The organism is Paenibacillus polymyxa M1, from assembly GCF_000237325.1.
In the GTDB taxonomy this organism is placed as follows: Bacteria; Bacillota; Bacilli; order Paenibacillales; family Paenibacillaceae; genus Paenibacillus; species Paenibacillus polymyxa_C.
Genome location: NC_017542.1, coordinates 1,745,081 through 1,758,423, shown reverse-complemented (window position 1 = coordinate 1,758,423; position 13,343 = coordinate 1,745,081). Strand labels below are relative to the sequence as shown.

The following is a 13,343-nucleotide window of genomic DNA, read 5'->3' as shown; positions in this document are numbered from 1 at the left end:
AACTGTTTTAGGGGTGCATTATTTAACGCCTTTTTCAGAAATTTAATACACGTTTAAGAACCTCCGATTTGATCGTAAAGATGGATTTCTGCAACATGTGACTGAATAGGCACAGTAACAATTAACAAAAAACTAGCCGCGATGATCAGCATTACCACTTTTTTCGACATTGTTCATCCACACCTTTTCAATAAAATTTAAAAAACCGACTTTGATTTCAGGAACTGCATGATCCCTAAAATGTAAAAATAGCCCCATACAATTAATGAAATAAGTCTCATTATTTAGTGTATGATAACTTACCATTGAATACATCAAGAATTTGAAGCCATCATCATATGTACCTCGATGTAATTGATAATAAGCTAATTCATAACTCAAACGTGCGAATTGTTCTGGTATTACCTGATTAGTGTACATATCAGATGATGGATGTCCCTGCTGAGTAAAAGAATCAATTTCAACTTCAAAGCGCTGAAGTATGTTATCTACATCAATCTGATAACGATTAGCAGCCATCATAACATTTAACAGTTTGGTGACCATTTCTTTATCCGTTACATTTGTTGAGGCAATGTATTCAACATATTCCGTAAGCACACTTGTATCTCCAGACAGGAGTTTGTTAACGTGAGTATTACCTTCTGACCATTGCTTGTATAAACCAATCCAGTGCTGGGTATCCTCGTCATCCTCTTTAACCCATTCTAAATCCGCGTAGGCGTAAGTATATTGTAAAGCTTGCTGATAATCGCCTTGGGCTTCACAGACACTTGCACACAACAGGTCAGCATAGGAAATGTATACAAACAAGGGACGAGTTAGATTTTTAGTAGATTCATCACGTTCTCGACTGTTCTGTTTATGTTTCAGTGTATATTGGATTTCAGCTTTAGCTCTCATTTTTTTAGCTATTTCCTCAACCTTATCCCATTTACGTAAAGACCTGTATACGTTTGCCAAATCCTTTAATGCGTCAAGTTGGTCTACTTCATTAAGGCGCTCAACAAAAACTTCAAAAATCGTAGCTGCACTAAGGTTTTTACTTTGGTCGTCTCCAATCTGGATTTTAAATATACGATATTGACAGATGGCTAACCGTTCCGAGTGCTGGTACTTCTCCGCTTCTGCAACTCCCTCATAGAGTATCAATGCCGCTCCTAGTCGTCCCTGTGCCAACAATCCTTCTGCAATTTCAAATAGTTTGGGTGAGTAGAGAAGATTGTCCATGATGGCCCCCACCACTCGACGGATCGCATCCAGCTTATCCAACTCCGCACAGCGATACAAAAATGGTTCTATTCGTCTCATATTCGGGGGAGTGTCGATGATATAGTTATCTATAAACAGATCGTAAAAATACCCTTCTGGTAAACCCATAGCTTCAGTAATTCGATCAAGCTGATTAATAGACATAGATTTATTACCTGTTACAATGCTACTTATTATTCCCCTATTCATCCCTGCAATTTGTCCAAATTGCGATAATGTTAAGTCCTCTTGTTGTAGAAATTGTTCCAATTCTGCTCTAATCGTGGGTGTAATATTCATCGATAAACCACCCTTTCAACGTAGACTAACAATACTATGCATAGTTAAAATTATTATGTAGTTGTGAAACAAGTAGTAAAATATTCTAATGATCTTGATCATACCATCTTTTGGCATAAAATCATATACCTTTCATATATGTACTTTAGATACCTTTTGGGATAGTTTTCGAGGATTTTATAATTAAAAGTATCATCCTCATATTGATGTATAGTTTATTGGGAAAATCAGAATACAACTCATCCAATACAAAGTTACCTGATTAATAGTTATGTTCATATTCCCTTGTAATTAATCTATGATTTGAGCTTAGATTGGATGTATAGCATAGAAGCAACCTTAATGATATTAGGGATGGTATCGACTATAAATTGGGCTGAGTCGGGGAGTAGAGGTGCTAGGGGTATATTTGTAGAAAGTGAATGGTCAATTGATTTTAACTACCGCCGGGTATCTATAGAAGCAAAATCAGTTCATAAAATAACTTCAGCGTGCAGGTAGATGTGCTACTGCATTATTTGGAAATTTAATAGGCGCTTTGGGTGTAAACTATCCCCCTTCTTCAAATTACACACCAATATATGGTTATTAAAAATAAAGAAACCTAGCTCGCTTACACTAGGCTTGTGAGTGTGTACGTAGTGTACACATGAATATTATTTTATCCTACCTGTTGCTGTTGCTCATATTCCTTTACCCTACGATAGAACGTGTTAGGCTTCATTTCTATACGTCTCATGGCTTCCACTGCTGTTATTCCACCTTGCTTCCATTCCTCATATACCATAATGAAGTCATCGCTTATTGCCTGTTTAGGACGACCAAACACAACGCCATTGTTCTTAGCTGCTGCTATACCTTCAGATTGTCTACCGTTTATCTTCTCACGTTCACGTTCTGCCATGTAGCTGAGTAATTCAAGCACAATACTGGATATAACTTTCTCCAAGCCATTATGATATTGTCTAGTGTCAAGAATTGGCATATCAAGAATAACGATGTGTGCGCCTATCTCGTGCGTAATATCTTGCCATTTACGTTTGATTTCTTCTGCATTCCGTCCAAGTCTGTCCAGGTCCTTGATGAACAGAATGTCGCCTTTCCTAAGCACACTCTTCAATGCTTGATATTGTGGTCTGTCAAAATTCTTGCCGCTTTTCTTATCAATGAAATAATCACGTTCCATGATACCTAAATCTTGCATTGCTTCCAATTGTCGAGCTTCGTTCTGGTCTTTCGTCGATACCCTTATGTAACCATAGTGTCTAATCTCACTCATATGGATCATCCTTTGCTATGTCATTGATTATATTATAACAACACTATGTCAAAATGTATATCAATATATATGAAAAGTTTCAAAATAATTTATATACTATTTGACATGCATCATAACCACTTATGACACACACTAGACTACTATTGCAAAAGGTATACTATATGACATGGTGTTGAAAAAGGCCTTGGCTAAATTGAGCATAATAAAAAGGGCAACCGAAGTCGCCCTAGATATTCCAATTATACAAATTAACTTTTCAAATGCTTTAGTACGCAAATCTATTTACTGTCTTCTTCCTTGATATAAGTAGCTTCATATTGAATGATCGCTTTAGTTTCATCAGTAGCCTTTGAAACGTCGTAGACTACTTCATTTTGATTGAATTTATCTTCATCATGGAGAGATTGCGTTTTTTTTATAAATAATGCATCTTTAGTATAAATTTTATCAGGATGATTAAGTCCTTCTAATACACTATCAGGGACTATTTCTTTTGTAACGTCTTTCATTTCTTCAGAAGTATCATCACTAGCAAAAACATTATTACTAATAACTACAGCAAACGTAACAGTAAGGGCAGCCAACCCTAAAAATTTTAATTTAGCCTTCACTTCTTTCCTCACCCTTCATTAATTAATTGCATATCCATTTCCATACATATTTTAACAATTTATATGTATTCATAACCAATATATTCAAATTGTATGCATGAATTCAACAAAAGTCAAATTGCTCAACTCTTTTTTCAATACATTTGTAATCATAGTTTGAAAGTAATATTTTGACGTTATCAGTAATGAGGATAGGAAGTTGACGCTGTGTCAACCATATGAGGGTATCACCAACTTTGGAGACACTGTAGAGATATCCTATATCGACACCCGTATCGAACCTCAATCGTCAAAATTGATAATATGTGCATAAATACTATATTCTATATGGTTTTTTGAGTCATTGTAGTTCAAAATTGTACCATAATATATTTACATCGTTGCCGTATCGAGACAATAGCTAAAACATAGATAAATGAAGGATTTTTTGTGAGAATAGTTGGAATCGTAGATTCAATCGTACGAATTGGAAGGAAATTCGCTAAAAGGCTAATGAATCAATGGATTTTTTTATTTTTAGCAATTGATTTATTCAAAATTTAAATTTTTAAAAAAACCTTTATTTATCTATGTTTTGTATCGTAGCTCAATCGAATCATAAATCGTAACAAGAATCGCGGAGTGGAAGTGTTATTTTCATGTTTTTTCACTCTATCAAGTTGGTTCATCTCATATATATAATAGAAGAAACTAAAATCTAACTCATCATGAACCCAATCGACCTCTATACTAAATTGATTCAGTATTAAACATGGAAGCAAGCATCATAATGAGAGGATAGGAAACAATTTCCCATCCAAAGACAAAGAGGCAGACCAAAATAATTTTGCTCTGGCAAAAACTCAGGAAGATATTTTAAATAAAATTGGTGAGTAAAATTATTTGACTCAGCACTAAGTTAAAATTGGGACTCAACTCTAATGATATATATGGGAGGAAATTTCGTCCTGAACGATTTGATACTTAGATATGGCGATTCACCATGTCCGAATAATGTTCAAACCTTACTAAAACGAAAGATTTAAATTCAGTTGTCGGGATTTGCGACATCCAAATTCGACTCACATATAAACACAATTGAGTTTTCAGCTTTCCCATTTTGGGATATCCAAACTTGTGTTCATCTCGGACACGAGTCATGTTTAATAGCGTTACACGGTGTCACACTATTATTGATATTCCCAAACAATCTTGTCACTTGGTGACATTAGGTGACACCCAAAAGTTGGACGTTGTCCAACAGTTATACGCACCGTACAACTGTTTAACACTACGTTAAACCTAGTCATATCATCAAGGGTTATGAAAGTTTGTCACAAACCTGTAGCTGATTTTCTTATGTATCATGCCTGTATATAAAGGTTTCTCCAACTTGAGGAAAGCTGAATCTTTTGCATGTAGAGGGTTATTTCAAAATTAAAAGAAGCCTCCTCACCTCTCAACAAAATACCTATTAGTCATATACCAAGCCTTACCCTTAACAGTTTCCACCATACCCTTCTTATTATCCAAGAACACAATATCACCACACTCTTCACAGCCCCATTTATTCCTCTTGTACGCTGACTCTTCTATATAGGAAGCTCCACATTTACACTCTACCTGAATCAATACCTTGTGCTGACTATATGCATCTGCTAATTGCTCTTTACTCTTACTCGCTACTACTGGTTGCTCTATTGCTGCTACATATTCCCTTTGCTCGGAAAATTCATTATGTACTTTAAAATCTGCAACTAGCTCAGGATTCAATCCGAAGTATTCTTTACCAACTGTGGTTACATATTTACTCCCAACACGATAAGATTCTATCCAGTCCTGTATTTGTTTGGTGGATAGGTTTACACTTCCTTTAATAACGCTATTTAGCGTGTAAGTCATAGTATAATACTGGTTTAGATTATATATGAAGCTGCTCCTTTAGTCTATCTTATAACGTTCATTATACTATAAATAGGAAACAAAAAAGACGCGGTTGACCCACGCCCTTACAATTAATTAATTTTAACGAATGTGTCAAAGAATTTTTGCCGATTGCATTTATCATAGATATATGGATCAGAGAATTGTCGTTCCAAGATCTGTCCTCGGTGCTGAAACTTTCGATTTTATACCCTAAGAAATTATTCAGGCTACTTCTATCTATGTCGATTGAACATGTCTTACCATCAAAAGGAAAAATTATTGAGATGGCGTTTAAATATTGACGTAGTAATCTAGCACTTTCACCAATCGTTTAATGTATTTAGTCCAAATTAGTCTTCTTTTAATCTAATGCGTCATTTGCAAGTTTTCTATGCAAGGCTTGATAAGCTCTGATTGTTATACTCGCCTCGTCAGCAACAATAGTGACGGAATCATTCAAATATGAAGTGATAATTCGAATGGTAAATTCAACGTGGTTTTCAATAAGGTATACCTGATAAATCACTTTTTCTTTACTGTTGTGTTCATTAATCACTTGTGCATCCTTGAATTCCGCGCGAATAATATCAGGTACCAGAGTGACGGCTTTTTTCTTGAATTCAAAAAAAATCAATTTGTTCTCATACAATTCTAGTAGTACTAATCCTTCCCTCATTGCACTTGCTCTCCTTTTTCTCTTTTTGATAAAAGACTCGTTTTTTTATATACATCATGAAAAATTGTTGTCAAAACAATCTTTGGTTTCACACTTAATTTTGTACCATTGTTGACCAAATTTATTGTTATAATGGATGATTAATCTATTCCCACAGCGAATGCAGTATTTTTCTGTTAGATTTCCTTTTTTATGCTCTACCAGATAAGCCTCTGCTAGTTCTATCTCTTCAATTATTGTTTTAAGAGCATTATCACTAATATCAATAGGTTTCTTGTCCCCTCTTTTTGCATCAATTGAACGAGAAAAAGCTCCAAATCCACCAACCAACTCATGATGATGCGTACTAATCCGTCCACCACCTCTTTCAAACAATATTATCATCGGTTCATATATGTCTAGAAACTGAAGTGCAATATTGTTGCTGTTATCAAGCAAAGTGCACCATCGTAGATAGTGTATGCTTATTAATTTCATAAGCATACAATCAATTTCTACAAAGTTTGGACACTTTACCAATAGTTCATCCCATTCATTATCGACCATTTTATAGCCTATTAACATATCCATTCCTGCATAGATACTTGTGACTTCTTTGGAGATAAACTGTAAATAAGCACCAACTCTTCGGTAATACTCAGCAATCAACCTAGCATCTACTTCGTATTCACCTCTCGATCTGAATTCAGAATACCTTTTATTAGAAACTCCAATGTATTGTTTCGCGTCAATATTCTTAATTCTCTCAACAGCTAGTTCGTGATAACTCATGAGTTTTATCCTTTCTTACATAATCATTTGTTCGTTAATTACACAGTAACGAGAGAACGTCCAGTTTCTTGAGAGCTACTTTATTAGCTAGCTATTCTTTAATATCATTTCCATCTTCATCTATTAATCTACTTCCTCCACCAAATTCCCAGCCATTAGATTCAACAAACTCTATAAACTTATCAATAAATTCATCGGGATCAACGTTTCCTTCAGTAGCAAAAACTGCTCCGCTAATTTTTATGCCTTTTTTCATGGAACCCTCTCCTTTAATTGATGCTACCCAAATCAAAGATTCGTTTTACTGCCATTTAGATAAATCCGTTATCTCTATATTCATGACCTTTAATACATTATCTAGCAATAATTCTGCTTCTGAGTGTCCTCCGCAGTATATTGGAGATATTGCAATTGTTATAAGATCCCAAGGATATAAATTTAGTAACCTCTCGACCTGGTCTCTTACTTCAAATAAGGGGCTAATAACTGGTTCTATTGTATCGTCAACTTCATTAAACACATCTAAATCAAGATCTAGGATAGCAGATCTGTTACCGACTTTTTACTAAAAGAGTCCTGATCAAATGCATGAAGAAAATCATCAATTTCTCTAAATCTCTGGTGCTTATAGTTAAAGTTTATGGGTAATTTAGAGCGTATCAATTTGCTTAGTTGGGTTTCTTCTTCTCTCAGTTCTTCCAGCTTAAAAATGTCGTCTCTGTATCTTGAAACATAAATTACTTCTTCAATGGTTTTACGAGCAAGAGATGCCCAAATAAAGTTGTCAATTCGCATTAAATACGACTCAGATGATAAAGAACCAGTCGTGTAGTCATGGCCTTTGCTTAAGCTTAATATTTCACTTTCTGTTTTAGCTTCCAATAGGTTTTTAACTAAAACACCATCAGGAACATCATCTAGGTGTGCATCAACATGAACAACTAAGGATTGTCCCTTTATTCGTTCATCAAGTTTTGCTAACTCCCATGCTGCGAAAGCCCAATTATGATCTCTCATTATGTAAACTTTTTTGTTGTCAGTATGAACTTTCCAATTAACATCATTTTCCCATTCGTTATTCAATTATCCCCGCCACCTCATGAAAGACTGATCTGATCTGCAAATAATGAAATCAAAAATGCTTAACAATGCATTCGCTCTTTTTTAGATTTCGACTCAGTTCTTCAATAAAGTTAAACTTCGCATCGTTGTTACAATGCATTTTCAAAGTCTGAAGTCTCAAAATCGCAAATTTACCAACAGCTTCTTGATCTACATCTCTCGAATGGTCAAGCCATAGAACATTTACATTATCAAAGATACCTTTGTGGCTATCCCCTTCAAAAGCCAATGTTTTTGAGATAGATTCAATTTGTCTTTGATTTAAATCTGGCCACTCCTTTTCTATTAATTGCGAAAGATATGACCTTTGGGCGGCTACCTTTGTATATACCTCCTCGTCCCATTCTGAAGCAATAAAGTCGGGTTCAGTTTTGTTTCCAGCTTTAATCTCATGTAACCATTGAATTAGCCCTGTTCTTGAAACAGGGTCATTGTGATTGATCCCAGCAATATACAACTTCATATAGACATCTCCTATAAAAGAATTGCTTTATCAGCTACTTTGAATAATATCTAAATCGTGCAAATCAACCATACCTGATCGATTATTGTCATCAAAACGAACTTTAGCCCTTATGGGATTATCCAACTCATCTAATTCAAATTCAGCTATAACACACCTTCTATCTCTGTGTTTGATCTTCAGAAAATTCAATGGTGAAACAACATAGTGACCCCCAACAAACAAATTCACTGCTCTTACTATTTCACCTTTCCTTATTTGCTCTAAAAAATATCCTGATGAATTATTGCTATCTCTTAAATTGTTGTAATCCATCATACTTCAGTTATATTTTGATTGAGAATCCATTTGCTACACCTCGTTTCCTAGTAAAAGTGTTATTTTATCTAGCCCAATAATTAGGACATAATTCATCTGGATAATACATTTAACTGTCCTTGTATGATTACAAGTATTTGTTTTGCATTTTATATCAACATTAGTCCAGTAGTCATTGTAATTTTTGAAAACTCATATTTCCTCTACCACAATAACAGGAATACTCCCTTAATTCTCTGATTACAAACATTACAATTTCGCGTTTCTTGTTCTCATTCATTTTAGTTCCACCGCCTTCTGTATGAAATCATCGTTTTACTTAAGTACTTTCTTTGGCTCTTATACTGTGATAAAATATAGTCAAGATGTATATACTAAAAAAGAGCAGGATGCGCATACATCCTAACTCTTTTACAACAGCCGCCTTGAAGAGCGGTCGGCAGTGTTTTGGTTCAACGAAATAGACCGTTTACCTTTGCACAGGGCGGTCTATTTCTTTTTGTTTTGGTTCAATGCAATAACAATTGTGACGATTAATCCGATCAACGCTACAATCAGCGTACCGAACATCATCATTAATGTCAGAGCATCTTTAACCTCCACAGGCATCACCTCCTTTTCAGGAGACTAGCCGACCGCCCATCTAAGCCTTTCTGTTGTAGGGATATTATACCATATTGATGTGACTATTGACTATTATAGTACTAGATGTTGAATTGCGATATATAACCTTTAATGCTGCCTTCTTTAATTTCTGGGATGATAGTTTTTAGCTGGTTATATTCCTTGCCGATTTCTGACGATAGCTCATCTGTCTTCTTGTTGAATTCAATTAGGCTCCCAGAAGGGGAATCTGCTTGATCTGCGTATTGTGTATAAAGTCCATATAATTCCACCAGTTTTTCATATGAAGCCTGAAACTCAGTTGGAGGATTTTTCAACTTACTCATTAAATCGTCTACTGATTTTGTTCCTTTTTCAATTTCCGATAAAACATTTTTGGATTCCAAAGCTTCACGTTGATATTGTATAGCCTCATTAAAATCATAGGCTTTCTTTCCGTCTACCTCGATCCAATAATCTGCATCAATTGCACGTCTCCAAACATCTGAATATAAATCACAAACCTTTTCTGAAGCCAATGAATATGCAACTATCTGAGTTGCTGCTTTGTCAACATTCTCTTTGTAGGTATTCAAAGCAACTTTATGTTGATGATCTTTGTAAATAAGGACCCCACCTGTTAATCCCACAATCAGAATTAATGTAGTTAGTATGAACATAACCTTTTTAAGCTTACTTTTTCGTGGCTTTTTAATTGCAGGAACTCCACTATCAGCCAAATTTGTACCACATTTGTTACAAAAATGACTTTCCTCCTCTAGTTGATTACTACAATTCGGACAAATTTTCATTTATAATCCTCCAACTCTCAAATTATACCAATAGTTTACCATGTCTTGGGTAATGGGTCTATAGTAACAAAAAACACCTATTGCTAGGCGCTTGGTTACACATCAAAGGGGTGATAATACGGCATCTCCTTCTTATTTCAGCTTCCTTTGGCATCCTCCCTACCTATTGGCTTGAGCCAGCACTTTCAAACTGATTAATTGACCATCCCAAGCCTGTAGGAAAAGTTTTCCTTTAATGAGTCGTCCGCATCTATACATTGGTTATCGCTCCTTGATTTTATAGAATGTAGTGTCACGCTACAGTGCTTATTCCAGTAGAATGCAGCCTGTTACAGTACGATGTTATGATGAAATAGTAATTTTACATTGATTGGAGTTCTTCAATTTCCTTCTGTTTCTTTTCAATCTCCAAGTCAACTAATGCATGTTTAACAGCAAGCTTAAATGATTCAGCGATACTACTATCAAGCAAATTAAGTTCAGGGCTGTTTACAGGCTTGTTCTTGTCTATTACATCGACGAGTGGATCAAACCTTTTTTCTTCGTACCTGCTGACAACTTGGAACATGTAGACAACTAACATAGCTGCACCATTATGCTCTTTTATGAATTTTTCATATAATGATTTATGCAAATTATTATTCATAACCACACCCCATAAATATTATTAATTAGTTGTTATGCGCTTTAACAGGACAAATATGACCTATAATGAATATGTAATTGCAACCTGCCCTGCTATGTATTATTTGAATTAGATGGATAATGCCACAGTTAGCGATGAAGAATACTTGCCGCAATTAAAATAGACATCATAGATAAGCTCAGGGTTGTCCGTTTTAAAACGTCTAATCTTGACCGCCTTCATTGGTTCCTGAAATAACTTTTCTAGTGCAGTTTGTTTATCGCGATAATAATCGTAAACGAAAGTTGTTTTGTCGGTGTAGCTGTAGGAATCAATGTCCTCTTTTCTCATTTTAGCAAGCAATGACAATTCAGGTACGCTACCGCTAGTTTCAAACAGTAACCGTTCAACAAACTCATTCAGTCTATTAATCGTTTTAAGGTGAAACTTCATCAAGTCAATAATGATCGTTGCTTTAGGTGAGATTTCGAGTTCAGTCATAACCTTTTGTAGTGCAGTGTCCATATCATGTACCCCTTTGTTGGTAGTAGTGAACATATATGTATCTTCCTCCTTGAGAAATTGATAAAACGGCAATATCAAAGCTAAGGAAATGTATATACATTTCTTCTCAATAATGGTATAATCGTTTAGTGGTTATAATCATTTAATGACTATATAAACAATATACGACTATAGACGTTTGATGTCAATAGTTTTATTTAAGCATATTTAGGAGGAAAATAATGAAGCCTAAATTCACACTTACATGTAATCTAGATAAGATACTTAAAGAAAAAGACATTACCCCCTATAAATTATCGAAGGAGACTGGTGAAAGAATCGGAACAATCTATAAATTAGTAAATAATCAAGATCTTGATAACTCTCGTCTTTCTACCTCAATGATGGCTAACATTTGTGGTTATTTAGGTATCGGTTTAGGGGAGTTGTTCGAGATAGCAGAAGAAACAGGAGAATAAATCTACAGATTACTATAATCATCACCTACATAGACACGGCAAAGAGCCTAGATATGTTTAATCATCTAGGCTTGTTTTTGTACCCCGATTGAACGCAATTTTACGTTGAATGAATCAAGCGTCCGAAGAGAATAAAGTCCTAAACTGCTGCTTTTTTATTAAACTAATGTTTCCCATTAGTTCAACAGGCTGCCAACCAAGGGCAGCCTGTATTATGTTACCTACCAATGAAATCAACAATTGTTTTTTTTATCTCATAATCCAAAATGCTCACGAACTAATTTAAACTGTTCTTCAGCACTCAATTCGGGTGTTCTTTCCAGTGTTTTGATGCCATTTCGAATGCAGGCACTTCTTACATCATGAGAAAATCTAACCATGTTTTTATTGCCATTTGCTATTGTTGCCGCTGGATTTGATGTAAGATTAATAACATCCAAAATCATCTTATGGTCTTCTCTAAAGAAATATAGCCTTTCTATTTCTTCGTCAGAAGTATAAAGGCAAATCATTCTTTCTTTTGGAATAAAGGGTAATATACGCTCGGGCATAATTCCTAAGTCTATAATAATTGGTTTATCAGTAGGCATTTTTAACAAATCCGTAACAAAAAACTCCATCATCTCTTCGACAATTTGAAAAAGCCAATGAACATGTTCATCATTGGGTTTATTGAACCATTTATCCCAATCTAAACTCGAATGAGGATACTTAGGGCAGGGTAATCAACTGGATTTGTGAATGGTCTGTAATTCATCACGTTATCTTCCAGTGTTAGAAATCCTAACTCTTTAACAAATTTCTTTGTCATTGTGGACTTCCCTGCACAACAACCACCATTTAACCAATATACATTCTTTAATTGTTCCTTCAAATAATCATCATTTATTTTCATTGTAATCCTCCTCAATTTTTTTAATATTGAGTGAGGTGACGGATTCTTATTGGTTTTCTGTAACTGTAAAACCACATAGTAAATCCCCCTTTCATTTTCTTAATCAATCGTATTCGACATATTTGGGTTAATTCCTTTCTTCTCGTTATCCTGCTCGTTAGCTTAATACCAGCGACCAATCTAAACTTTAATTTCACCAGACATTAAGTTGTAACGACATCGTTACATTGACAATTCTGTCCAGCGAAGAATAAAAGTGAGACAGCACAATTTTACTCCCTCACTCATGAATGAATTTTCCGCGATTTCGCGGAGTAGGAATCGTGTCACTTGGTGACACGGAATAGTGACGACATTACAATTTGATATTCTCTTAGGGTTACACTTGATGACACCCATTTCGTTTGATATTCACACACACAGAAATGTAGGAAATCCCACCATTTAAACGTACTAAGCTTAACTTAGTAGCCTAATACTGAAATTGTTTAAGTATTAGTAATGGCAACAATCCGCCCTAAGTTAAGTTTAGGACATCAATAAGGTTCCCCGAATTTTTCGTAGAAGATTCTCAATATCAAGGTATCTATCAATCTGCACAAAAAAAGTGCATATTGAGAATTGAATAAAAAAATCCAGTCACCGTCAATATAGGGGCAACTGGATGGTAAAATTGGTGTTTTACATGGGTTATATTGACTATATATACTCTCCTTATTAAATCAGACT

The 13,343-nt window shown here is 35.0% G+C and carries 17 protein-coding genes; 1 reads left to right on the top strand and 16 read right to left on the bottom strand.

Annotation, left to right across the window (positions count from 1 at the left end; all coding sequences use genetic code 11):
- Positions 1–132 precede the first annotated feature (132 nt).
- The 14 genes from PPM_RS07775 to PPM_RS07725 all read right to left on the bottom strand — a co-directional run bounded on the left by PPM_RS07775 (position 133) and on the right by PPM_RS07725 (position 11,294).
- Positions 133–1,551, bottom strand: coding sequence for a helix-turn-helix domain-containing protein (locus tag PPM_RS07775; protein ID WP_013370239.1), 1,419 nt, complete (start codon positions 1,549–1,551; stop codon positions 133–135).
- Positions 1,552–2,212: 661 nt separating this feature from the next.
- Positions 2,213–2,830 (bottom strand): recombinase family protein, encoded by a 618-nt coding sequence (locus PPM_RS07770; RefSeq protein WP_013370238.1) that lies wholly within the window; start codon positions 2,828–2,830, stop codon positions 2,213–2,215.
- Positions 2,831–3,108: 278 nt separating this feature from the next.
- Positions 3,109–3,441, bottom strand: a complete 333-nt coding sequence (locus PPM_RS07765; RefSeq protein WP_013370236.1) for a hypothetical protein — start codon at positions 3,439–3,441, stop codon at positions 3,109–3,111.
- A gap of 1,431 nt (positions 3,442–4,872) precedes the next feature.
- On the bottom strand, positions 4,873–5,322 hold the full coding sequence (locus PPM_RS07760) for a hypothetical protein (RefSeq protein ID WP_013370234.1): 450 nt from the start codon (positions 5,320–5,322) through the stop codon (positions 4,873–4,875).
- Positions 5,323–5,707: 385 nt separating this feature from the next.
- On the bottom strand, positions 5,708–6,022 hold the full coding sequence (locus PPM_RS07755) for a hypothetical protein (RefSeq protein WP_013370233.1): 315 nt from the start codon (positions 6,020–6,022) through the stop codon (positions 5,708–5,710).
- 54 nt (positions 6,023–6,076) lie between these two features.
- Positions 6,077–6,793: a hypothetical protein gene (locus PPM_RS07750; protein WP_013370232.1), complete on the bottom strand. Its 717-nt coding sequence runs from the start codon at positions 6,791–6,793 to the stop codon at positions 6,077–6,079.
- 91 nt (positions 6,794–6,884) lie between these two features.
- Positions 6,885–7,049 carry a hypothetical protein gene (locus tag PPM_RS29580; RefSeq protein ID WP_013370231.1) on the bottom strand — a complete coding sequence of 55 codons (165 nt, stop codon included), beginning with the start codon at positions 7,047–7,049 and terminating at the stop codon, positions 6,885–6,887.
- Positions 7,050–7,327: 278 nt separating this feature from the next.
- Positions 7,328–7,876 carry a UPF0489 family protein gene (locus PPM_RS07745; RefSeq protein ID WP_013370230.1) on the bottom strand — a complete coding sequence of 183 codons (549 nt, stop codon included), beginning with the start codon at positions 7,874–7,876 and terminating at the stop codon, positions 7,328–7,330.
- Between the two features lie 49 nt (positions 7,877–7,925).
- On the bottom strand, positions 7,926–8,378 hold the full coding sequence (locus PPM_RS07740; protein ID WP_013370229.1) for a hypothetical protein: 453 nt from the start codon (positions 8,376–8,378) through the stop codon (positions 7,926–7,928).
- Between the two features lie 30 nt (positions 8,379–8,408).
- Positions 8,409–8,696 (bottom strand): hypothetical protein, encoded by a 288-nt coding sequence (locus PPM_RS29175; protein ID WP_148266401.1) that lies wholly within the window; start codon positions 8,694–8,696, stop codon positions 8,409–8,411.
- Positions 8,697–9,185: 489 nt separating this feature from the next.
- A complete protein-coding gene (locus PPM_RS29900) occupies positions 9,186–9,299 on the bottom strand; it encodes a putative holin-like toxin (protein ID WP_013370228.1) in 114 nt (37 codons plus the stop codon).
- Positions 9,300–9,400: 101 nt separating this feature from the next.
- The gene (locus tag PPM_RS07735; RefSeq protein ID WP_013370227.1) at positions 9,401–10,111 is read right to left on the bottom strand and encodes a zinc ribbon domain-containing protein; all 711 of its coding nucleotides are present in this window, start codon (positions 10,109–10,111) and stop codon (positions 9,401–9,403) included.
- Positions 10,112–10,472: 361 nt separating this feature from the next.
- On the bottom strand, positions 10,473–10,757 hold the full coding sequence (locus PPM_RS07730) for a hypothetical protein (protein ID WP_013370226.1): 285 nt from the start codon (positions 10,755–10,757) through the stop codon (positions 10,473–10,475).
- Positions 10,758–10,865: 108 nt separating this feature from the next.
- Positions 10,866–11,294, bottom strand: coding sequence for a hypothetical protein (locus PPM_RS07725; protein ID WP_013370225.1), 429 nt, complete (start codon positions 11,292–11,294; stop codon positions 10,866–10,868).
- A 188-nt stretch (positions 11,295–11,482) separates the two neighbouring features.
- Between PPM_RS07725 and PPM_RS07720 the strand changes: the two genes are divergently transcribed.
- Positions 11,483–11,719 carry a helix-turn-helix domain-containing protein gene (locus PPM_RS07720; RefSeq protein WP_025675269.1) on the top strand — a complete coding sequence of 79 codons (237 nt, stop codon included), beginning with the start codon at positions 11,483–11,485 and terminating at the stop codon, positions 11,717–11,719.
- 254 nt (positions 11,720–11,973) lie between these two features.
- Here the strand turns inward: PPM_RS07720 and PPM_RS07715 are convergent, their stop codons facing one another.
- Positions 11,974–12,309, bottom strand: a complete 336-nt coding sequence (locus tag PPM_RS07715; protein ID WP_148266400.1) for a hypothetical protein — start codon at positions 12,307–12,309, stop codon at positions 11,974–11,976.
- Positions 12,310–12,410: 101 nt separating this feature from the next.
- Positions 12,411–12,614 (bottom strand): hypothetical protein, encoded by a 204-nt coding sequence (locus PPM_RS07710; protein ID WP_013370223.1) that lies wholly within the window; start codon positions 12,612–12,614, stop codon positions 12,411–12,413.
- Between the last annotated feature and the right edge of the window lie 729 nt (positions 12,615–13,343).

Bases quoted from the DNA above. Each gene is read 5' to 3' on its own strand.
- PPM_RS07775 (WP_013370239.1), bottom strand. From the start codon at position 1,551: ATGAATATTACACCCACGATTAGAGCAGAATTGGAACAATTTCTACAA.
- PPM_RS07770 (WP_013370238.1), bottom strand. From the start codon at position 2,830: ATGAGTGAGATTAGACACTATGGTTACATAAGGGTATCGACGAAAGAC.
- PPM_RS07760 (WP_013370234.1), bottom strand. From the start codon at position 5,322: ATGACTTACACGCTAAATAGCGTTATTAAAGGAAGTGTAAACCTATCC.
- PPM_RS07755 (WP_013370233.1), bottom strand. From the start codon at position 6,022: ATGAGGGAAGGATTAGTACTACTAGAATTGTATGAGAACAAATTGATT.
- PPM_RS07750 (WP_013370232.1), bottom strand. From the start codon at position 6,793: ATGAGTTATCACGAACTAGCTGTTGAGAGAATTAAGAATATTGACGCG.
- PPM_RS29580 (WP_013370231.1), bottom strand. From the start codon at position 7,049: ATGAAAAAAGGCATAAAAATTAGCGGAGCAGTTTTTGCTACTGAAGGA.
- PPM_RS07740 (WP_013370229.1), bottom strand. From the start codon at position 8,378: ATGAAGTTGTATATTGCTGGGATCAATCACAATGACCCTGTTTCAAGA.
- PPM_RS29175 (WP_148266401.1), bottom strand. From the start codon at position 8,696: ATGATGGATTACAACAATTTAAGAGATAGCAATAATTCATCAGGATAT.
- PPM_RS07735 (WP_013370227.1), bottom strand. From the start codon at position 10,111: ATGAAAATTTGTCCGAATTGTAGTAATCAACTAGAGGAGGAAAGTCAT.
- PPM_RS07730 (WP_013370226.1), bottom strand. From the start codon at position 10,757: ATGAATAATAATTTGCATAAATCATTATATGAAAAATTCATAAAAGAG.
- PPM_RS07725 (WP_013370225.1), bottom strand. From the start codon at position 11,294: ATGTTCACTACTACCAACAAAGGGGTACATGATATGGACACTGCACTA.
- PPM_RS07720 (WP_025675269.1), top strand. From the start codon at position 11,483: ATGAAGCCTAAATTCACACTTACATGTAATCTAGATAAGATACTTAAA.
- PPM_RS07715 (WP_148266400.1), bottom strand. From the start codon at position 12,309: ATGCCTACTGATAAACCAATTATTATAGACTTAGGAATTATGCCCGAG.
- PPM_RS07710 (WP_013370223.1), bottom strand. From the start codon at position 12,614: ATGAAAATAAATGATGATTATTTGAAGGAACAATTAAAGAATGTATAT.